Annotated in this window: 22 protein-coding genes and 1 pseudogene; 11 read left to right on the top strand and 12 right to left on the bottom strand. The window is 44.8% G+C overall.

Annotated elements, in window-relative coordinates; genetic code table 11:
- Positions 1-92: 92 nt before the first annotated feature.
- Both QUB24_RS12280 and QUB24_RS12275 read left to right on the top strand, forming a co-directional pair.
- Positions 93-938 (top strand): SMP-30/gluconolactonase/LRE family protein, encoded by an 846-nt coding sequence (locus tag QUB24_RS12280; RefSeq protein WP_333153433.1) that lies wholly within the window; start codon positions 93-95, stop codon positions 936-938.
- 322 nt (positions 939-1,260) lie between these two features.
- Entirely contained in the window at positions 1,261-2,988 is a 1,728-nt protein-coding gene (locus tag QUB24_RS12275; RefSeq protein ID WP_333153432.1) for a hypothetical protein, read from the top strand.
- Positions 2,989-3,041: 53 nt separating this feature from the next.
- Here QUB24_RS12275 and QUB24_RS12270 read toward each other — a convergent pair.
- A pseudogene (locus QUB24_RS12270) lies at positions 3,042-4,159 on the bottom strand (ISAs1 family transposase).
- A 367-nt stretch (positions 4,160-4,526) separates the two neighbouring features.
- On the opposite strand from QUB24_RS12270, the gene QUB24_RS12265 reads away from it, so the two are divergent.
- From QUB24_RS12265 to QUB24_RS12250, 4 genes are all read left to right on the top strand, one after another.
- On the top strand, positions 4,527-5,990 hold the full coding sequence (locus QUB24_RS12265; protein ID WP_333153431.1) for a DUF1565 domain-containing protein: 1,464 nt from the start codon (positions 4,527-4,529) through the stop codon (positions 5,988-5,990).
- Positions 5,991-6,345: 355 nt separating this feature from the next.
- Positions 6,346-6,681, top strand: coding sequence for a photosystem II reaction center protein Psb28 (gene psb28 / locus QUB24_RS12260; protein ID WP_333153429.1), 336 nt, complete (start codon positions 6,346-6,348; stop codon positions 6,679-6,681).
- Between the two features lie 310 nt (positions 6,682-6,991).
- Complete coding sequence (locus QUB24_RS12255) at positions 6,992-7,498, top strand: MogA/MoaB family molybdenum cofactor biosynthesis protein (protein ID WP_333057061.1); 507 nt, start codon at positions 6,992-6,994, stop codon at positions 7,496-7,498.
- A gap of 275 nt (positions 7,499-7,773) precedes the next feature.
- A complete protein-coding gene (locus tag QUB24_RS12250; RefSeq protein ID WP_333153428.1) occupies positions 7,774-8,658 on the top strand; it encodes a methylated-DNA--[protein]-cysteine S-methyltransferase in 885 nt (294 codons plus the stop codon).
- A 55-nt stretch (positions 8,659-8,713) separates the two neighbouring features.
- Here QUB24_RS12250 and QUB24_RS12245 read toward each other — a convergent pair whose 3' ends face one another.
- The 3 genes from QUB24_RS12245 to QUB24_RS12235 all read right to left on the bottom strand — a co-directional run bounded on the left by QUB24_RS12245 (position 8,714) and on the right by QUB24_RS12235 (position 9,680).
- Positions 8,714-8,959 (bottom strand): hypothetical protein, encoded by a 246-nt coding sequence (locus QUB24_RS12245; RefSeq protein ID WP_445300403.1) that lies wholly within the window; start codon positions 8,957-8,959, stop codon positions 8,714-8,716.
- Between the two features lie 64 nt (positions 8,960-9,023).
- Positions 9,024-9,248, bottom strand: a complete 225-nt coding sequence (locus QUB24_RS12240) for a DUF433 domain-containing protein (RefSeq protein ID WP_333041786.1) — start codon at positions 9,246-9,248, stop codon at positions 9,024-9,026.
- Positions 9,249-9,548: 300 nt separating this feature from the next.
- A complete protein-coding gene (locus QUB24_RS12235) occupies positions 9,549-9,680 on the bottom strand; it encodes a hypothetical protein (RefSeq protein ID WP_333153426.1) in 132 nt (43 codons plus the stop codon).
- 36 nt (positions 9,681-9,716) lie between these two features.
- Between QUB24_RS12235 and QUB24_RS12230 the strand changes: the two genes are divergently transcribed.
- A complete protein-coding gene (locus tag QUB24_RS12230) occupies positions 9,717-11,069 on the top strand; it encodes a cytochrome P450 (protein ID WP_333153425.1) in 1,353 nt (450 codons plus the stop codon).
- A 148-nt stretch (positions 11,070-11,217) separates the two neighbouring features.
- On the opposite strand, the gene QUB24_RS12225 is transcribed toward QUB24_RS12230, so the two are convergent.
- The gene (locus tag QUB24_RS12225) at positions 11,218-11,541 is read right to left on the bottom strand and encodes a hypothetical protein (RefSeq protein ID WP_333153424.1); all 324 of its coding nucleotides are present in this window, start codon (positions 11,539-11,541) and stop codon (positions 11,218-11,220) included.
- A gap of 303 nt (positions 11,542-11,844) precedes the next feature.
- On the bottom strand, positions 11,845-12,780 hold the full coding sequence (locus QUB24_RS12220; protein WP_333153423.1) for a class I SAM-dependent methyltransferase: 936 nt from the start codon (positions 12,778-12,780) through the stop codon (positions 11,845-11,847).
- A gap of 331 nt (positions 12,781-13,111) precedes the next feature.
- On the opposite strand from QUB24_RS12220, the gene QUB24_RS12215 reads away from it, so the two are divergent.
- A complete protein-coding gene (locus QUB24_RS12215) occupies positions 13,112-14,014 on the top strand; it encodes a hypothetical protein (RefSeq protein WP_333153422.1) in 903 nt (300 codons plus the stop codon).
- Positions 14,015-14,222: 208 nt separating this feature from the next.
- Positions 14,223-15,167, top strand: coding sequence for a glutathione S-transferase family protein (locus QUB24_RS12210; protein WP_333153517.1), 945 nt, complete (start codon positions 14,223-14,225; stop codon positions 15,165-15,167).
- A gap of 22 nt (positions 15,168-15,189) precedes the next feature.
- Here QUB24_RS12210 and QUB24_RS12205 read toward each other — a convergent pair whose 3' ends face one another.
- The gene (locus QUB24_RS12205; protein WP_333153515.1) at positions 15,190-15,840 is read right to left on the bottom strand and encodes a Uma2 family endonuclease; all 651 of its coding nucleotides are present in this window, start codon (positions 15,838-15,840) and stop codon (positions 15,190-15,192) included.
- A 92-nt stretch (positions 15,841-15,932) separates the two neighbouring features.
- Here QUB24_RS12205 and QUB24_RS12200 point away from each other — a divergent pair, with 92 nt between their 5' ends.
- Positions 15,933-16,082, top strand: coding sequence for a hypothetical protein (locus tag QUB24_RS12200; protein ID WP_333153420.1), 150 nt, complete (start codon positions 15,933-15,935; stop codon positions 16,080-16,082).
- Positions 16,083-16,241: 159 nt separating this feature from the next.
- Here the strand turns inward: QUB24_RS12200 and QUB24_RS12195 are convergent, their stop codons facing one another.
- Complete coding sequence (locus QUB24_RS12195) at positions 16,242-16,634, bottom strand: transposase (RefSeq protein ID WP_333153419.1); 393 nt, start codon at positions 16,632-16,634, stop codon at positions 16,242-16,244.
- Positions 16,635-16,708: 74 nt separating this feature from the next.
- Here QUB24_RS12195 and QUB24_RS12190 point away from each other — a divergent pair, with 74 nt between their 5' ends.
- On the top strand, positions 16,709-16,891 hold the full coding sequence (locus tag QUB24_RS12190) for a hypothetical protein (RefSeq protein WP_333153418.1): 183 nt from the start codon (positions 16,709-16,711) through the stop codon (positions 16,889-16,891).
- A gap of 86 nt (positions 16,892-16,977) precedes the next feature.
- Here the strand turns inward: QUB24_RS12190 and QUB24_RS12185 are convergent, their stop codons facing one another.
- From QUB24_RS12185 to QUB24_RS12170, 4 genes are read right to left on the bottom strand one after another with little or no spacing between them, the layout of a single operon-like run.
- Positions 16,978-17,256, bottom strand: coding sequence for a type II toxin-antitoxin system PemK/MazF family toxin (locus QUB24_RS12185; RefSeq protein WP_333153417.1), 279 nt, complete (start codon positions 17,254-17,256; stop codon positions 16,978-16,980).
- Entirely contained in the window at positions 17,250-17,498 is a 249-nt protein-coding gene (locus QUB24_RS12180) for an AbrB/MazE/SpoVT family DNA-binding domain-containing protein (protein ID WP_333153416.1), read from the bottom strand. The genes QUB24_RS12185 and QUB24_RS12180 overlap by 7 nt, the downstream gene beginning before the upstream one ends.
- A 7-nt stretch (positions 17,499-17,505) precedes the next feature.
- A complete protein-coding gene (locus tag QUB24_RS12175; protein WP_333099586.1) occupies positions 17,506-17,931 on the bottom strand; it encodes a hypothetical protein in 426 nt (141 codons plus the stop codon).
- Positions 17,928-18,248, bottom strand: coding sequence for a hypothetical protein (locus QUB24_RS12170; protein WP_333153415.1), 321 nt, complete (start codon positions 18,246-18,248; stop codon positions 17,928-17,930). The genes QUB24_RS12175 and QUB24_RS12170 overlap by 4 nt, the downstream gene beginning before the upstream one ends.
- Positions 18,249-18,358: the final 110 nt, after the last annotated feature.

The raw sequence follows: 18,358 nt of genomic DNA, 5'->3' as shown, positions 1-18,358 counted from the left end.
AACCTTTCACTGACAGCAATTTGTCCAACCAATTAACATCTGATTTGACAACCTTGACCGCCCAAACGGAAAACCAGGACAAAAAAAATACCATGCAAAGTATTCTCGATGACAGCGCCAAACTAGAAAAACTAGCTGGCGACTTCCAATTTATAGAAGGCCCGATTTGGCATCCAGACGGCTTTTTGCTGTTCAGCGATATTCCCGCCAATATTATCTATAAATTCGCATCAAATCAGCAAGTTGAGGTATTTCGTCGCCCTTCGGGAAAAGCCAACGGGAATACTTTAGACAAAGAAAACCGCTTACTTACTGGCGAACACGAAAATCGCCGCGTATCCCGCACAGAAAAGGACGGCAAAGTTATCACATTGGTGGATAGATACGAGGGTAAGCGGCTTAACAGTCCGAACGATTTGGTTGTTAAATCCGACGGCAGTATTTATTTTACCGATCCGTCCTACGGTGTTAGTAAAGACCAGGAAGAATTGCGCTTTTACGGTGTTTACCGACTGGCACCCGATGGAAAATTAACTCTGCTGGTTAAGGATTTGGTGCTGCCGAACGGCATCGCTTTTTCACCAGACGAGCAAAAACTTTATGTCAACAATTCGGAAGCGGGATACATTGCCGTTTTCGATGTAAAACCAGACGGAACTGTTACAAATGAGCGGCTTTTTGCGGAGTTAAAAGATGCCAGTCAAAGCGGAGTACCCGACGGTTTAAAAGTTGATGTAGAGGGGAATGTTTACAGCACCGGGCCGGGGGGAGTGTGGATTTTTTCGCCGGATGGCAAGCTTTTGGGGAAGATTTCTGTGCCTGAGACGGCGACTAATTTGGCTTGGGGAGAAAGCGATCGCAAAACGCTTTATATTACGGGAAGTAAAAGTCTTTATCGGATTCGCCTTAAAATTGCGGGCGTGCGGGCTGGAAAATAATCTAAAATCGGGCGAAGTTGAAAATAAAGCTGTTTGTCGTGAGGACTTTATTCCTTACGGCAAACACTTTTTATTAGGGGTAATTGACCGGGCATGATACAGCATATTCCATGTATATGTGGTACACACAAGAAGAGAGACGCGAGTAAGGTGCGTCGCAAACCGTCAATCTGCAATCTTTATCAAATATGAAGGAGCGACGCACCCTACCGATTAACACCACATAATATAGCTGCTACTGTACTTCATGAACCACCGAATATGCTGTATAATCGTACTTTGGAAAATCAGTCATTCCCTATTCTAAAATCTAAAATCTAAAATGGTATTAATAGCTCGGTTGCACAAATTTCTAACTGCTACAGTCGATCGCAAATCCCGATCGCACACAATATTTTGGTTGACTCTCAGCCTGACATTTGCCGCAGTTTATGCTATTTTAGCACTCAAGCAAGTCTTCAGCGCCGAGTATATGGTGCAAGACGATGCGAGGCAGCACGTTTTCTGGATGATGCGATTTGTCGATCCTGAATTATTCCCCAACGATTTCATTGCTAATTACTTTCAATCAGTCGCCCCCGCAGGATACAGCACGCTCTACAAATTAGCAGCAACAGTTGGCATTCACCCGCTATTTTTTCACAAAATATTGCCACTATTTCTCGGCTTAATCTCCACTTATTACTGTTTTGGCCTTTGCCTAGAAATGTTGCCAGTGCCGATGACTGGATTTATTGCATCTTTGCTGTTAAATCAGCATATGTGGATGACCGACGATTTGGCTTCCGCAACGGCAAGAGCTTTTATATATCCGATATTTCTGGCTTTTTTATATTATTTGTCGCGCAGTTCGTTGCTGCCTTGTTTAGGGGCGATCGCCCTGATCGGACTATTCTATCCTCCTTACGCCTTGGTTGCTGCTGGAATTTTAGTTTTGCGCCTGCTATGCTGGAAAAACGGCGGTTTGCGCTTGTCGGGCGATCGCACAAATTACCTATTTTGCACTACAGGTTTGGGAGTAATCTTTTTAGTAATGCTGCCCTATGCCTTAGATCACTCTGAATTTGGCCCAACTTATACCGCAGCAGAAGCGAAGCAAATGGGCGAATTTGCACCAGGTGGCAGAAATGCTTTTTTTCGTCCAAACCCCAAAGATTATTGGTTGACAGGGCGGGGCAGCGGGATGTTTCCCAAGTCGCTGTTTACGCCTGTAACTCACTGTGTCGGATTGTTATTTCCGGTACTGCTGTTTTTGCGATCGGCTTTTCCCTTAGCAAATCAGATTAAAAGCAAAATCTGGCTTTTGCTTCAGCTATTTTTAGCCTCCTCGGCGATGTTTTTTGCGGCTCACGCTACCCTTTTTAAGCTGTATCAACCCGGTCGATATACAGCCTATAGCTTGCGATTTATTGTTGTTTTGATAACTGCGATTTCCCTAACTTTAATTATCGATGGAGTCGGTCATTTGGCATTAAAAAGCGCAACAACCTTTGATGTAAAAAATCTAGTTGCACTAATTACGACAGCGACAATCGCTATCGCCGTTGTCCTTTATCCCTGCTTGGTCGAAAAATTTCCCACCGTCGGGTATGTAGAAGGTAAAATGCCGGGTTTGTACAAATTCTTTGAGCAAAAACCTAAAGATATCCTGATTGCTTCGATCGCCACCGATACGGATCATTTGCCAACCTTTAGTCAGCGTTCGGTTCTGGTGGCAAAGGAATATGCAGTGCCCTATCAGAAAGGCTACTACAGCAGATATCAGCAGCGACTTAACGATTTAATTCGCGCTCAATACACTCCCAATCGAGCTGTATTGCAAAATTTTATCAATCAATATGGAGTTGATTTTTGGATGCTCGATCGCAATGCTTTGACTCTTCGGTATATAAAGGATGATGGCTGGCTAAATCAATTTGATTCTATACCGGAGGCGAGCCTTTCTCTCGAACAAGGGAAAATTCCCGCTTTAGCTTCAGGAATCACAAGTTGTGCTGTTTTTCAGAATGAAATTGTAGTGGTTTTGGATGCGTCTTGTATTGTGAAATAGGCGGGAAGTTAAGAAGGCTCACACCCAGAAATAAATGCCTTACCATCCCAGGGCTATTTCATTCTAAACAGATTCTTCAAAACGTCTAGACCATAGCCCGCGAGCCGTTGTGCCTGTGCCATATTTGTTTCTCCAGCTTCTCGATAAAGATTGAGTGCTAGGTTACGAGCAATTGCAAAAATGGCCGGGAGCTCGCCGACTCGAACTCTAGAAGCATCTTCTCCTTGAGTCACATCTCGGACATAGTGGACTTTATTTTCCACGCCCCAGTAATCGCGAATTCTAGTTGCAAATTGTTCCACCGTTTCATCCAATGAACTAATGTAGTACCTGGTTTCAGGCTTCTTGATTTGAATATATTCACCTTTTAACAGGTGTCGATAACTCGTGACTCGAATGATACTTCGTAGTCCGGCCCAGTCTTCGCTCTCCGATAGTCCACGCCAGCCTGTCCACAAACTCACACTTCGCCGTTCCACCCGTCCATGACCCGTTTCAACCGTATTAATATGAGATTCTGACTGAAATTTCTCCTTAATTTGCTCATGAAAATGGCTGTGATTCCCTTTTAAAGCCCCGAGATAGTCATTCCCAGACTCCATAATTAGCTCACAGGTTTTTTTTGAGTATTCAAGGCATCGAAGGCAAACACGACTCCCCGTTGGGCCAAGGCTTCCAAAACGGGTGGAATCGCTTTGATTTCATTGGTTTTACAATCCACTTGTTGGGGAGTTAAAATTAGTCCTCGTTCGACCAAGTAGACCGTCACCAATTGAATCGCTGGATGGGATTCCGTCCGATTATCACCCGTTTCAATGTTGTTGTAAGAGCCACGGAGGACTTTTCCATCTAAGGCCATGGTTTCACCTCTTTTCGGTTCAATTTTGAAGAAATTTGCGACGCAAGCGCCATAGGATTGATAATCCAAGTCCAGTAACGCCCGACGAAGCGTACTATAGGATGGAATCCCATGCTTCGGGAAGCCAAATAGCGCAATCAAAGGTTCGCGGTAAGCCTTTAACCAATCCCCGATGGCTAGAAAACCACCACACCCTGCGCTAATCGCCAGGGTAAATAACGCTAAACAGACCGTATACTCATGACGACAGCCCGCTCCACGCCGTGGGTCTGGTAATTCCGAAAATGCTTCTACAATTGCTAGCGAACTCATAAATCATAAGTTAGGGTGAATCCGACTTCTAAACTCTAAACCTAAACCCTGCCTACTGTCTAGAACGAAATAGCCCTGCTTACCATCCCCTGACTGAGAACGAGAAAAAAATCGGCTTTCTTGACTAAAACTCTTGGTTTTCCGGTTGAACAGGAGGCAAAAAACCCGGTTTGCGACCATAAAATTAGTAGTTTAGTGATTTGTAGGGGGAATCCCCCTGCGGTTGCAACTTCTAATGGGTAATGTTGCAGATATCCTGCAATTAAATAACCTCGGCAATCCAAGGTCAATATAGATTCGGTGTCAAGTTCACAGACAATGAAAATTGCACAAAAGCTCGATCGCCAATTATCTCTTTAACAAAAACATGACAACACTTTACGTCAACCCGCAAACAGGCAGCGATACCGCAGTCGGCAGCCAATCAGCCCCATTCAAAACTATAGCCCGTGCGATCATCGCCCGCACTGCATCGGGAACTACGATTCAGTTAGCACCGGGAACTTACAGCGCTGCTAGCGGCGAAAAATTCCCCTTGGAAATTCCATCGGGAGTAAAAGTTATTGGCAATGAAACTAACAAAGGTAGAGGCATTCTGATTGAAGGCAGCGGCAAATTTGTCAGTCCCACCGCTGCGGGCCAAAATATCACGATACTACTAGCAACTAATTCCCAATTGCGGGGAGTAACTGTTACTAATCTCGATAGTCGTGGCACGGGAGTCTGGATTGATTCAACTTCTCCGACTGTGGCTAACTGCACTTTCACACTTTGCAAGCGCGAAGGCGTTTTTGCCACGGGAACCGCTAATCCTGCGATTCTAGACAACATATTTGTGGAAAACTCAGCCGCTGGCGTAACTACGGCGGGAACTGCTAAGGGAGTAATACGGCGCAATATTTTTCAAAAGACGATTTTCGGCATCTCTCTGCAAGCTCAGTCGGCTCCTTTGATTGCTGATAACCAAATTTTGGAAAATCGCTCCGGTATAGTTTTAGCAGGGGAATCTCAGCCGATTTTACGCAAGAATCGCATCGAAAAAAATACGGAAGACGGTTTGACTGCGGTGGGGAAGTCGCTGCCAGATATTGGTACTGCTCAAGATTTGGGCGGCAATTTTTTTCAGAATAACGGTGAATTAGACTTGCAAAACGCGACTGGGGTTAAGATTTCTGCGGTGGGAAATCAGCTCAATTCTTCGCGGGTGAAAGGTTTATTTGATTTGGGCAATGTGACGCCAACTCCGACTCCGGGCGAGCTAAAGTTTAGCGACATCAGCACGCATTGGGCTAAGGATTTTATCGATCGCTTAGCAAAGATGAATATTGTTAGCGGGTTTCCCAACGGCACTTTTCAACCTTACGAGATTGTAACTAGAGCTCAATATGCGGCTATGTTGGCGAAGGCGTTTGAATTGGTGCCGCGCCGTGAGGCGACGGTTTTTAAGGATGTGGCGGCGGATTTTTGGGCCAAGGGAGCGATCGACCAAGCCAATCGAGCTGGCTTTTTGGCTGGATATCCAGACAGCACTTTTCGCCCGGAGCAGAATTTGACTAGAGTTCAGGCGATCGTATCTTTGGTAAACGGCTTGCAGTTGGGCGGCGGCAACCCCAATTCTTTGAGCGTTTATGTCGATCGAGCTCAGATTCCCAGTTTTGCCACCGACGAGATAGCAACCGCCACAGAGCGCAAAATCGTGGTCAACTATCCCGCGCGCGAAAAGCTTTCCCCCGCCCACGACATCACCCGTGGCGAGATATCCGCCCTCATCTACCAAACTCTGGTAGCCACAAAGCGGGCAGATCCTATAAACTCTCCTTACATCGTCTAAGGGAATTGGGAGACAAGGGAGAGGAGAACTTGGGGTACAAAGAACTCACATCTTGCACCATTCTTAAGAACAGGCAGGATGCCTGTTCCACAAAGAGTAGATTTTCTTGTGGGGAGTAGGGGTTGGGAGGAGATCCCGCCCTGAAAGGATTATGGAGAATGGTGCAATATCTCAGAAGAACCAACCCATATCCCCTCTCTCTTGTCTCCGATTGCCTCACTCTCACCCACTCTCACCCACTCTCGCCCACTCTCGCTCGCTTCCACTCTCCCAAGTCTTGATTTGCGAGTACCCGAATCGTTTTATGATTAAACATTAAGAAATTAAGCAATCCTTAAGGTTTGAGTGTCAGATTATGGCTAAAATTCAATTTTCTCGGGGTATAGACGAAGATGCTGTGCCCGAAGTGCGCCTAACCCGTTCTAAAACGGGAGCTCAAGGCACTGCCACCTTTATCTTTGAAAATCCCAAAGCTCTCAGCAGCACCAGTACCGAAGACATTACTGGAATGTACATGATCGACGACGAAGGCGAACTCCTCACTCGCGAGGTTAAGGCTAAGTTCATCAACGGTCAGCCTGCGGGTTTGGAAGCTCTTTATCTAATGAGAAGTCCCGAAGAATGGGATCGATTTATGCGTTTTATGGAACGCTACTCGGAAGCAAACGGCTTAGGATTTAGCAAGGCATAATTGATGGGGAATAGGGCATGGGGCATGGGGTATGGGGCATTGGTTATATCATTTCCGGTTACACTCATACATGATGTTGACTGTTGACTGTTGACTGTTGACTGTTGACGCCGTGAACAGTGCACAGTCAACAGTGAACTCGAATTTACTATTCCGATGAAGAGTGGATTTGATTTGTTCGTTATTAGTTATTTGATAATGAATAACTAATAACGAACAAATCACAACTAACTAATGACTTTTTCCCTCTTCCCTTTTCCTGATTTCCTCTTCCTTCTTGCTTCTTCCTTTTTCCTTCAACATCTGTTATATGACGCAAATTCCTCACCCCGACTTATCTAAAATAACCGTAAATTGCGCTATCATTACTGTTAGCGACACGCGCTCTGCTGAAACAGACACTAGCGGCTTGTTAACTAAGAAGCTGCTAAAAGATGCGGGTCACTCTGTGGTAGCTTACACTGTTGTTAAAGATGATGCGGCCAAAATTGTATTGCAAATGCAGGCGTTTTCCCAGCGTGAAGATGTGGATGCAATCATTTTTAACGGCGGCACGGGCATCGCTCCCCGAGATACGACCTATGATGTGATGGAGAGTTTGCTAGACAGGATTTTACCGGGATTTGGGGAGATATTTCGGTTTTTGAGCTATCAAGAAATTGGTTCGAGAGCGATCGCCTCTCGCGCAGTTGCAGGCGTGTATCAAGGCAAGTTAGTCTTTTCTCTTCCTGGCTCTAGCAATGGCGTGAAACTAGCTGTGGAAAAGCTAATTTTACCCGAATTAGTTCACTTGGTGACGCAGTTGCGCGGAGGGTGATATCAATTCCGGTAACACTCCTTATGATGGGGAGTGGGGAGTGATCCGTGGGGGAATGTGGAATTGCGCGACCTTGACTTGATCATTCCCATCCAACCGGAAACGATATGAGGTCGCTTTCTTCAATCTCTTCAATCTCTTCAATCTCTTCAATTTAAAATCTAAAATCTAAAATCTAAAATCGAGTGGCTGCATTCACCGCAAGAAACGGGTGGCTTTGAGCCTACTCTATGGCTAAAGTGAGGAAACATCAAAATTCCCTTGACTTAAACTAGATGATTTCGATGCAGAATGCGAGTGTCTATGCTAGCGAAGATTATCACCGGATTGCTCGGGCGATCGCCTTTATGCGACAACACCACCTAAACCAGCCCAATCTGGCAACTGTGGCCCAACACATAGGACTGAGTGAATATCATTTTCAACGGCTATTTACTCAATGGGCCGGCATTAGCCCCAAGCGGTTTTTGCAATATCTGACAGTTGAATATGCCAAGTCAAAAATCACTCAGACTAAAAGCCTTCTAGACCTAACATTGGACGTGAGGCTATCGAGTCCCGGACGATTACACGATTTATTTGTGAACTTAGAAGCAATGTCACCTGGGGAGTTCAAAGCAGGCGGAGCAGGTTTACAAATTCGCTATGGCATTCATGATACCCCGTTCGGCACATCTCTAATTGCTACAACTGCCCGTGGTATTTGTAATCTTTATTTTTTGGAGACAACCGACGAACAAGCCGCCGAACAAAGACTGCGATTGGCATGGAAAAACGCTGAAATTATTCGTGATGAGCAAGCCACTCAATCATTGCGTGACCTGATTTTCAATTCAGAAACTCTCAGCCAGCAAAAACCCCTAACGCTGTTGGTAAAAGGCACTAACTTTCAGATTCAAGTTTGGCGAGCACTTTTGAAATTGCCATTTGGTGCGATCGCAACTTATCAGAGTATAGCTCAAATGGTAGCTCGCCCAACTGCTGCTAGAGCTGTAGGAAATGCGATCGGTAACAATCCTATCGGCTATCTAATTCCATGTCACCGTGTGATTCGAGAATCTGGAGAACTCGGTGGCTATTGCTGGGGAGTAGAGCGTAAAACAGTCATGTTAGGTTGGGAAGCTAGCCATACAATCTGCGGAACCACCCTTTCAAGCTAGAATTTCCACAAATTTATAATCATTAAATCTGCTTGAATATCTGCAGAATGTGGGTTTAAGAACCTCCGACTTCAATCACTTCCCCCGGAGTAATGGCATTCAACACGTTACGAGCATTTGGTATCAGAGGAAGTAAATCAGGAAGTCTGTTACTCGATGCTACAAGAACAACGACTGCAACTCCAGCTTGCTGCAAGTTTTGCTGATAACGCAAATTTTGATCTGTGGTGAGCAGAATCGTGAAGCCCTCTTGACTCATAAGCAGCAGCAATTCACCGTTCTTCTTTCCTGACCATCCCATCTCAACAACTGTGCGTATCTCGTAATCAGCAAGTTCACGCTTTAAAGGTCGTGGGGCACATTCATCAAGCAGGATTCGCATAGGCTGTCAGCATTTCCTTTGCTAATTCAAGAGCTGCAATTGTCTGTTCCCGACTGACACTAGGGAAATGGTCTAGAAATACCTCTAATGAATCACCAGCCTTAAGATAATCAAGTAGGGTTCTCATTGGTACACGAGTCCCAACAAAAACAGGGGTTCCCCCCAGAATATCGGGGTCGCTATGAACAACACGGGATGTTAATGTCATAACAAATTTAGCCAACTGGCTACCAGCTTTTACAACAATTGTATCCCAAAGTCAATCGATTTTAGATTTTAGATTTTAGATTTTAGATTAAAGAATTGAAGCATTGACTTGCGCGAGATAAATACGTTCGGCAAGTTTCATCGGATACAGGTTTTTTATTTCACCGGTCCTGAGTCTACTTTCGGAATGAATCACGTGGCGGGTATCCTGGATGCTTTCGGTCATTTGATTTTCGTGAGCATAATGCCAAACACACGATCGCTAGCATCCATTTCATCTAAGACTACAACTTTTAGCAGTTTAGGTTGGGAAGCTAGCCGTACAATCTGCGATCGATCCCGATAGCATTACTATTTTTGCTACTGGCCTTGGCAATCGATCGCAGATAAATTTCAGGCTGCAAGGTCGATCGAGGACTTCGGAGTATGTCAAAATACACTAGAAATATTGTGTATCGCCAGTTTTTCAATGACGCTGCCTCCCGGATCTCGTTCTCCTGCTTTGTTCCAAACGCTTTCGCTGGTAGCTGACCCGATCGCATTTTTCGATCGCTACTCGGCCAAATACGGCGATACATTTACCGCCCGCGTGTTGGGGCCCTCTTCGCCCCCCGTGGTGTTTCTGGGCTCTCCAGAAGCGATTCAGGCGGTGTTTACGACCTTAGCCGATGCCTTTGAGTTTGGCAAAGTGACCAACGTATTTCGCCCGCTGGTGGGAAATGAATCCCTAATTATGAATGAAGGGCCGCGACATCTGCGACAGCGACAGCTATTAATGCCCGCGCTGCATCGGGAACAGTTGCACAGTCAAGGGCATTTGATTGTTGATTTGACGAAAAAGCAGACGATCGACTGGAAAGCCCCAGATGCGATCGCAGTCCGCGAAGAAATGTCAGAAATTTCGCTGCAAGTAATCTTGCAAGTCGTGTTTGGATTAGTGCCGGGAGAGCGCTACGAACGCCTGAAACAATTGCTCAGCAACCTTTTAGAAGCGATTACCTCTGAACTGTACTCGATACAATTTTTCTTTGAACCGTTGCAGCAAAATTTGGGCTCTTGGAGTCCGTGGGGGCAGTTTTTGCAGCAGATGGCGCAGATTGACTCGCTGATTTATGCGGAAATTGCCGAGAGGCGATCGCATTCTCTCGATTCGTCACGCACGGATATTCTGTCGGTGTTGATGATGGCCCGCGATGACAGCGGCGAATCCCTCGGCGATCGAGAATTGCGCGATCAGTTGATGACGCTGTTGTTATTGGGACATGAAACGACTGGATCGGCGTTGACTTGGGCGTTTTACTGGCTGCATCAGTTTCCCGAATGCCTTGGTCGGTTGCGGAAGGAATTGGATGAATTGGGCGAGAATCCCGATCCGATCGCGCTTTCGCAGTCGCCCTACTTAACAGCAGTCTGCAAGGAAGCGCTGCGGGTTTATCCAATTGCCTTAATTTCGCAGCCGCGCAAGGTGAAACGGACGATCGAACTCGAAGGCTATACATATCAACCGGGAACGATTTTAATCCCCTGTGTCTATTTGGCGCACCGTCGCCCTGAAACCTACGAAAATCCGGCCGGCTTCAATCCCGATCGCTTTTTAGATCGCAAGTTTTCCGCCTCTGAATTTTTACCGTTTGGAGGCGGGAGTCGAAGCTGCATCGGGATGGCGTTATCGATGTTTGAAATGAAGCTGGTTTTAGCAACTGTGCTGTCTTCCCGTCAGTTTGTATCGAATCTCGATCGGCCAATTCGTCCGGTGCGCCGGGGAATCACCTTTGTGCCGCCCGATCGGTTTCGATTAACGGTTGTGGGCGATCGGCGTTAGATGAGAGTGAAACGCAGTGTCATATCATTTCCGGTTACACTCATACATGATGTTGACGGTTGACGGTTGACAGTGAACAGTGAACCGTCAACAGTGAACTGGAATTTACTATTCCGATGCTAACGGATTTGATATCAAGCAAGATATGTTATTCGATGAAAATCCCAGCAACTTTGTCTCCATTCATAGTCATGTGTGCCACAAATTCATCTCCACCATCTTCAAAACTCAGCTTCCACAAATAAATCGGAGAATTACCTTGTTTTATCTCACCAAAATAATTAAATGAGTATCCCTTTTTCATGCGGGAAGCAAGCTGCTCGCTAACATCGTCAAACATTTTTTGTGTAATGCTCGCTTTGTAGCCTGCATCACCCACTGTAGTAAAAAGCTCGTAATTCTTCGATGCCGTGGCATCCAAGATAACCTGCAAACAATCGATGACGTTTTGAGAGGGGGCTGTCGGGTTCATGAATATGTCCTTCTTTTAGGGTTCTATCAAAATGTCTAACAAATGGCGCTGTGAATAGCTTCTACGGCTGTCTAATATCAAATCCGGTAGCATCGGAATTATTTATCAGTAGGGGGCGCGATCGCAGAAATTTTTAAATCCACAGATTAGACTATTTACACTCAGGCACCGCCCCAAGGATTGAATAATATCTATGCAGCTTTACCATTTATAGCAGTTTTCAATCGAATTAAATAAATACAGCTTTAGACACGGCTGTGCCGTGTCCTACCCGATATCTGTACTTCACTCTACTGAAAACCGCTATATTGCCTTAGCCACAATAGTCCGGTGTCGGACTGTATTGCAAGTTATTGTCGGCTGTGCAAAACCGGAATCTACCAAAGCTTGCTCGATATCCAAGGCAAAATACTGATCCAAATAAGGCTCCGTACTCTTGAGCAAAGTCAAAATATAAGGAGGCATTTTGGCATAAACTTCCGACTGAGGATTCATATCCATAATTGTCAAATGTCCGCCAACACGCAGCAAACGCCTCGCTTCCCGGAATATTTCTTTAGTAGCTTTCTGCGGCAATTCGTGACAAACTAAACAAATAGAAACTAAATCAAAACCAGCGGCAGGCAAACCAGTAGATTCAGCAGCAGCATGAACCCAAGTCGGAGATTTTTGATTTAAAGATTGGGATTCTCGCTGTTGAGAACGGTATTTAGCAACGGCTAAAAAATAAGGCGACAACTCTACCCCAGTCATCTTCGCTTCCGGGTAAACCTCCCCAAGAGCAAACGTACTCAATCCCACACTGCATCCCAAATCCACAATATCTTGCGGTGAAGAAGCAATTTGAGATTTGATGACTTCGTGATAGCTGGCGCGGAGTTTTGCATCGCCTTCTGCACCTGCTTCCGGCCAAATTGTGGCGTGAACTGTACGGGCGGCCACTTCAACTTCTGTAGCAGCTTCCCAGCTCATATTACCTTTTTCATAAGCGTGGAATGAAGTTAGATAATATTTCGGGTAAACAATATCGGGATTTTGAACGCTGAGCAATTCTGCCTCCCAATTCCGAGCCAAAAGTGCTTGCGATTCTTGTCGCCAATGCACTCCGATTTTTTCTCCTCTTTTTATCATCATTTCCCGCGCTTGGTGCTTGGCTAGATTAGCCAAAGGCTTGATGGAGAGTACGCCATTTACTAAACGCGAGGCTAATCCCGGAGTTTGGTTAACTGCAACCGTCATATTTTATGTTTTTGTATTTGGCGCCATCTATTTTAACACAGTGCGAGGATTTTGAGTTTGTCAATATAATGAAACTTAACTTTGTGCTGGCGAGTGAAATGCAAATGTTTTGTGGTAAAGACTTTTTTTAATGAACCGCAGAGGGCGCAGAGAACGCAGAGTTAGAGAAGAGAGAAAAGCTCAGAGGATTGCAAAACTGGCTCTCGTCGTGTAATATTTATTTGTGCTTACCTACTTAGTTATGGGGAATTTATCTGGAATCTGGAATCGGATTTGCCGAAGTTGGAGTATTTGGAAGAACACTTTAAATCGGGCTATTCAGGAGTTTGTGATGAGCAAGTCTATTGTGGAATTGGTTGACAATTTGCCGTCGGGTGGCGTCACTGTGATGATGTTAAAATCTCTGGATTTTGTGGTTCCGGGGGAGTGGAACAATCTCACGGGTTTTGATAATACTATTCAAGCGCTGACAGGGGAAACAAAGCGCAAATTAGTTGAGAAAATTCGCGATCGCGCGATCGAGCTTTACGCTAACCCCAATGAGCCATATCAAGGCGTACTCAGGCTTTACCAGTTAGCAGACAGCGCCGACAGTGCGTTAGGTGCAACGGCTATGGCGAATAAAATCGGCGAAAACATCGGCTTTCTTTCCTTTCTCAACCGCCTCACTCCCAAAGCTGACACAACTCAAACGATCGACTTGTGCGTCAAAGTGGCGATCGAGCTAATTGCCTTCTGCAAACTTAACAATATTTCTCTTGACAATGTGGGAAGCTTTGGTAATTATTTATCTCATTACAAAGGCGAATCTCTGATGCGGATGGCTGCTTTAGTTTGTGCTGACGGTTTAATTCCCCTTGGCCCGGACTTCCTTAGAGTAGCACAAAATACCCTAGGCGGATTGAATCCTTCCACCTTGCAGCAAAACTCTACATTCCAAAATATCAGCAACCTAATTCCGGGCGCCAATAATTCACAAAAGTTCGGATTTGTGACAACTACTTTCGCTTCAGCGCAAGGTTGGATGAACAATTTAGTACAGTCTCGCGGCTTAACTCCCGCTATAGTTTTGGGTCATCTCAAGCAATACGTTGATGTTACCGATGACAAATTGGATTATGTGGCGGCGTTTTTAGACATGACTACCAATTATTACGAACATACGGGAATTCAGACGGTTGCTCGCCAATTGATCGATCGAGCTTATGCTGAAATAGCCTCTGGCAGATACTAGAATACTCGTTCTCAGGTGAGGGAACAGTGCGAGGCAGAGCCTCTGGATATGCGTTCCCAGGCAGAGCCTGGGATCGAGGGAATAAATATCGCAATGTGAGTTAAAATAAGCTGATTATGTTTAGCAAACCTCTTTTAATCGCATTGTGAAAAACAAATCGCTTCCTTCATCGGTAACAGTCAAGCTAGGCAAATTTGTCTGGACATCAATGTGGCAATTAATGATGTCAAAACTAGCGCCGCCCGATCGCACCGGAGCATACATTCGCCCCACCAGCAGTTTCCGCAACTTTGTCAGCACAGAAGCAGACAACCCTCACCAACCCGCTGCGGGACGGTATCGCCTCTTCGTGGGTACGGGATGCCCTTGGGCGCACCGCACTCTGGTGACGAGGGCGCTCAAAGGGCTGGAAGATGCGATATCAGTATCTATTGTCTATCCCTCGGAAGGGGGAATGTGGGTGATGGAGTCGGAGACTTTTGGCTGCAACACGATGCCGGAACTTTACCAGTTGGCTTTACCGGGCTATCAGGGGCGGTGTACGGTGCCGGTGCTGTGGGATGAGTCGAAAAAGACGATCGTCAATAACGAGAGTTCGGAAATTATTGTGATGCTAAACTCGGAGTTTAACGAGTTTGCTAGCAATCCTGAAATGGATCTTTATCCTCTGGATTTGCGATCGCAAATTGACGAGTGGAATGAGAAGATTTACCAATCGGTGAATAACGGCGTTTATCGCTGCGGTTTCGCCCAATCTCAAGCTGCTTATGATTCGGCTTGCAGTGAATTGTTTGCTGTTTTAGACGAGATCGATCGATCGCTCTTGAGGAGTCGTTACCTTTGTGGCGATCGGGTGACTTTAGCAGACGTGCGGCTTTTTACTACTCTATTCCGTTTTGATGCAGTTTACTACAGCTTGTTCAAATGCAATGTGCGCCGCATTCAAGATTACGAGCATTTGGGAGCTTATCTGCGCGATTTGTACCAGTTACCGGGAGTTGCGGGCACTTGCGATTTGGAGGCTGTGAAGCGCGATTATTACGGCAATTTGTTCCCCCTGAATCCCGGCTGCATTATCCCCGCTGGGCCCGATCCGGCGAGCTTGCTCAAAGCTCACGATCGAGAAAAAGTCCCAAACAAACCCGGTGTTTGAACAGGTTGGCGCCGACTCGATCTTATTTTTGAATGTCACTTGTTGGCTGGTTTACTTCTTCGTCTTTAACTTCAAAATTAATTCGTGCGTAAATCTCTCTCAGCGGCATTTGAAATTCTACGGATTCTAGGGTTAATACAGATTCGTCTGAATCATATTCTGTTAATACCCATTTCCCATTAGAATTTTTAGCAAATTGTTCAATGTGATAGCTGTATTGGTCAATTAAAATGTATTCGCGAAATTCCGGGATTGATCGATAGGCGAGAAATTTACCACCTCGATCGTAGTCTTTGGTTGAATTGGATAAAATCTCGACGATTAGCAGAGGATTGGTGACAATTGTTTTGTTACTTCCTTGATAGACTGGTTCTCCTTGAATGACGATGATATCGGGATAGACGTAGCGACGAGTTTGGGGTATCCACAGGCGCACATCATTGATAAATGTCTCGTAATCTTGACCATTCACAGTCAAGGGGAATGTGCGACAAAAATTCAGTGCGAGTTTGTTGTGGTTGGTTGTTCCGCCTGTCATTGGTACGATTTCCCCATCATGGTATTCACTTTTGTCGATCGCACTTTCTTCTAATGCGAGATATTCCTCTGGCGTGTAGTAGCGTTTTTCGGTTTGGGGTTGCTTTTCGATTGCTGGTTTTTCTTGGGTTTGCATTGTCATTCCCTTCTGCTCTCAAGTGATTTTATGATAACAGCGATCGCGTGGGGAGTCAGAAACCGGGTTTCTGAGCAAAATCGGGCGTGAGGATGCAAAAATCATCGCAGAAACCCGGTTTCTTGGATGGTTGGGCGATCGCGTGGGGTTCAGAAACCGGGTTTCTTCACTTAATCTCGGTGAGGATACCAGAATTATCGCAGAAACCCGGTTTCTTCAACCTTTTATTCTTCAAAGGTTAAATACTGGATTAATTTCTCGCTTTTGGAATGATCTTGTAAAAATAAACGATAAGCATCTGCTGAGTGAAATTGCGATCGCATTACATCTATTTTAGGTAAACTCCCTTGGCGCAAAGCAATATATTATTGATAGCTGGAAAACTCCCAATTCTCTGCTTTTTAAACTATATTAGCACAGACTGGGTTTAAGTGAACATAGCGAGTGAGGTTTAATAAATAGTCTTCTCTATCTACATGAATCGCCTGAAACCTTCCCTGAAACAGTGAACCCACTTTTTGATAGCGTTTATTGATAGCCTTAGCATAAGACAGAGTAAATGAATGCATCAGCTTGGAAAAATCATCCGTTTGCAGGTAAACTAATAAATGATAGTGGTTCGGCATCAAACAATAAGCAATAATATCGACACCATTAGTAATCAGATGGTTTCTTAATTGACGTAAAAAATAAATATAGTTTTCTCGCTCAAAAAAGATAAGCTGACGGTTATTACCTCGGTTATAAACATGGTAGTAATTACCCGCTTGGAAGATAACTTGGCGACGTGGCATATCAGAGGATAGGTGAGTGGCTAGCGGAAGGGGAGGGATCAGAAACCGGGTTTCTTACCCAAATCTTCGGTAGGATGCCAAAATTATCGCAGAAACCCGGTTTCTTGGCTGAGGCTGAGGGGCGATCGCGAAGGGCTCAGAAACCGGGTTTCCTACCCAAATCGGGCGTGAGGATGCAAAAATTATCGCAGAAACCCGGTTTCTTGGATGGTTGGGCGATCTTGTTAATGCCAACTCTACAACTGCCGTATTCTTGATGATTAACTACTCATCAACAGTCATATCTTCAAACAAAATAGGTTCAATTCGCTTCAATACTTCCTTAACTAAATCTTCTGGACATTCACCAATCAAACTTGCTTGCCTTGAGCGATAATCTTGCATAACGGAGTTGATCTGTCATAATTACACCTGTCACCGCTTCACCTTCAGGAATGGGAACATAAAACGGATTTTTGCGTTGTGTGGTGCTAATCGGACAGACAAACACAAACCCCATTTTTCGGTTAAATTTAGTTTGACTTACAACCAGTGCAGGTCTAGTACCCATTTGTTCGTGTCCGGCTTGAGGAGCGAAATTGAGGCGAATGAAATGACCTCGTTCTGGGATATATTTTACCAAAATTCTTCTCCTTCTGGTTTTCCCCAAGAGATTTCTTCGCTGGGTTCTATTTCGCCTGCTAATAATTCATCTAGGGTATATTTGGAAATTTTCTGATTTACAGGTTCTATGACTATTTTTCCATTTTCTATACGGCAAATTACTGAATCATCTACTTTCAGGTTTAAAAATTTTACAATATAGTCCGGTATTGGCAAAGCTAAGGAATTACCCAAGTTGCTGATGTTTATTTTTGCTGTCATATATTATTCACCACATAAACAGTTCTTTGTCAACATAAACATATTTCCCCAAAACCGTCAGTGGTATCATCTCCCCTCTCCCAAGTAAATCAATTGAAACCCCATCTCTAATCAATATTTTAAACAATTCCTCGTCATCTTTTATTAAACTAGCATCTAATTCAATAACTTGACCTTCTTCCCCCATTACCTCCAACAAATCAGAAGTAGATACTTGAAATATTTCCTGATTACACCGCGCAGTCAAGCAATTGCCGTAACTTCCCGTAGCTTCAATATCAGATATTACCCATTGCTTTAAGAGATAATTTTTGTCTAAATACTCAATGATTTTTGCAACTTTCAATTCCAGTGTTTCTTCTGCTTCCGGGCAAAGAGTCACAGCCCATTTTTGACCGATATTATAGGTAATAGCCGACTTTTCAGATTTCATAGTGCTTCCGGGATTCTACTTCTAGTAGGAGTACCACCAGTGGGATTTGGTATCCACCGATGTTGATGCGGTGGCGGCAGATGATCTGGACGGGGATTGCCATTAGGATAGGTGGGACTGGTAAAATCAATATCTCTTACGGGTTGCCCTGACTCATCAAACTCTCGCGCCTGATAAATCCTCTGGTTATAAGTATCCCATCTTAACTGAGAATGAGGGCCTAGAGCATTCGGATCGGGTCTTGATTCCCCAAGTCGTGGCGGTTGCTGGTTTTTCAGCACCAGTCTGCCATCTGCATAGCGTGAGTGAACTGACAATCTAAGTTTATGCTTTTTACTCAATCAACTTAATTACTGTAGTTTAGACTAAATAAAGATGAGAAAGGTGGCTTCAGAAGAACTAGAGCCACCGCGCTGGGAGAGAATAA

The organism is Microcoleus sp. B9-D4, from assembly GCF_036705105.1.
In the GTDB taxonomy this organism is placed as follows: domain Bacteria; phylum Cyanobacteriota; class Cyanobacteriia; order Cyanobacteriales; family Microcoleaceae; genus Microcoleus.
The sequence above is the reverse complement of the archived record's forward strand: the minus strand, read 5'-3'. Positions and strand labels throughout refer to the sequence as shown.

Bases quoted from the DNA above. Each gene is read 5' to 3' on its own strand.
- QUB24_RS12245 (WP_445300403.1), bottom strand. From the start codon at position 8,959: ATGGGATGGTCAGGAAAGAAGAACGGTGAATTGCTGCTGCTTATGAGT.
- QUB24_RS12205 (WP_333153515.1), bottom strand. From the start codon at position 15,840: ATGCAAACCCAAGAAAAACCAGCAATCGAAAAGCAACCCCAAACCGAA.
- QUB24_RS12240 (WP_333041786.1), bottom strand. From the start codon at position 9,248: ATGACATTAACATCCCGTGTTGTTCATAGCGACCCCGATATTCTGGGG.
- QUB24_RS12255 (WP_333057061.1), top strand. From the start codon at position 6,992: ATGACGCAAATTCCTCACCCCGACTTATCTAAAATAACCGTAAATTGC.
- QUB24_RS12180 (WP_333153416.1), bottom strand. From the start codon at position 17,498: ATGACAGCAAAAATAAACATCAGCAACTTGGGTAATTCCTTAGCTTTG.
- QUB24_RS12215 (WP_333153422.1), top strand. From the start codon at position 13,112: ATGAGCAAGTCTATTGTGGAATTGGTTGACAATTTGCCGTCGGGTGGC.
- QUB24_RS12265 (WP_333153431.1), top strand. From the start codon at position 4,527: ATGACAACACTTTACGTCAACCCGCAAACAGGCAGCGATACCGCAGTC.
- psb28 (WP_333153429.1), top strand. From the start codon at position 6,346: ATGGCTAAAATTCAATTTTCTCGGGGTATAGACGAAGATGCTGTGCCC.
- QUB24_RS12250 (WP_333153428.1), top strand. From the start codon at position 7,774: ATGATTTCGATGCAGAATGCGAGTGTCTATGCTAGCGAAGATTATCAC.
- QUB24_RS12190 (WP_333153418.1), top strand. From the start codon at position 16,709: ATGCCAAAATTATCGCAGAAACCCGGTTTCTTGGCTGAGGCTGAGGGG.
- QUB24_RS12230 (WP_333153425.1), top strand. From the start codon at position 9,717: ATGACGCTGCCTCCCGGATCTCGTTCTCCTGCTTTGTTCCAAACGCTT.
- QUB24_RS12280 (WP_333153433.1), top strand. From the start codon at position 93: ATGCAAAGTATTCTCGATGACAGCGCCAAACTAGAAAAACTAGCTGGC.
- QUB24_RS12275 (WP_333153432.1), top strand. From the start codon at position 1,261: ATGGTATTAATAGCTCGGTTGCACAAATTTCTAACTGCTACAGTCGAT.
- QUB24_RS12210 (WP_333153517.1), top strand. From the start codon at position 14,223: ATGTGGCAATTAATGATGTCAAAACTAGCGCCGCCCGATCGCACCGGA.
- QUB24_RS12195 (WP_333153419.1), bottom strand. From the start codon at position 16,634: ATGCCACGTCGCCAAGTTATCTTCCAAGCGGGTAATTACTACCATGTT.
- QUB24_RS12200 (WP_333153420.1), top strand. From the start codon at position 15,933: ATGCAAAAATCATCGCAGAAACCCGGTTTCTTGGATGGTTGGGCGATC.
- QUB24_RS12220 (WP_333153423.1), bottom strand. From the start codon at position 12,780: ATGACGGTTGCAGTTAACCAAACTCCGGGATTAGCCTCGCGTTTAGTA.
- QUB24_RS12175 (WP_333099586.1), bottom strand. From the start codon at position 17,931: ATGAAATCTGAAAAGTCGGCTATTACCTATAATATCGGTCAAAAATGG.
- QUB24_RS12225 (WP_333153424.1), bottom strand. From the start codon at position 11,541: ATGAACCCGACAGCCCCCTCTCAAAACGTCATCGATTGTTTGCAGGTT.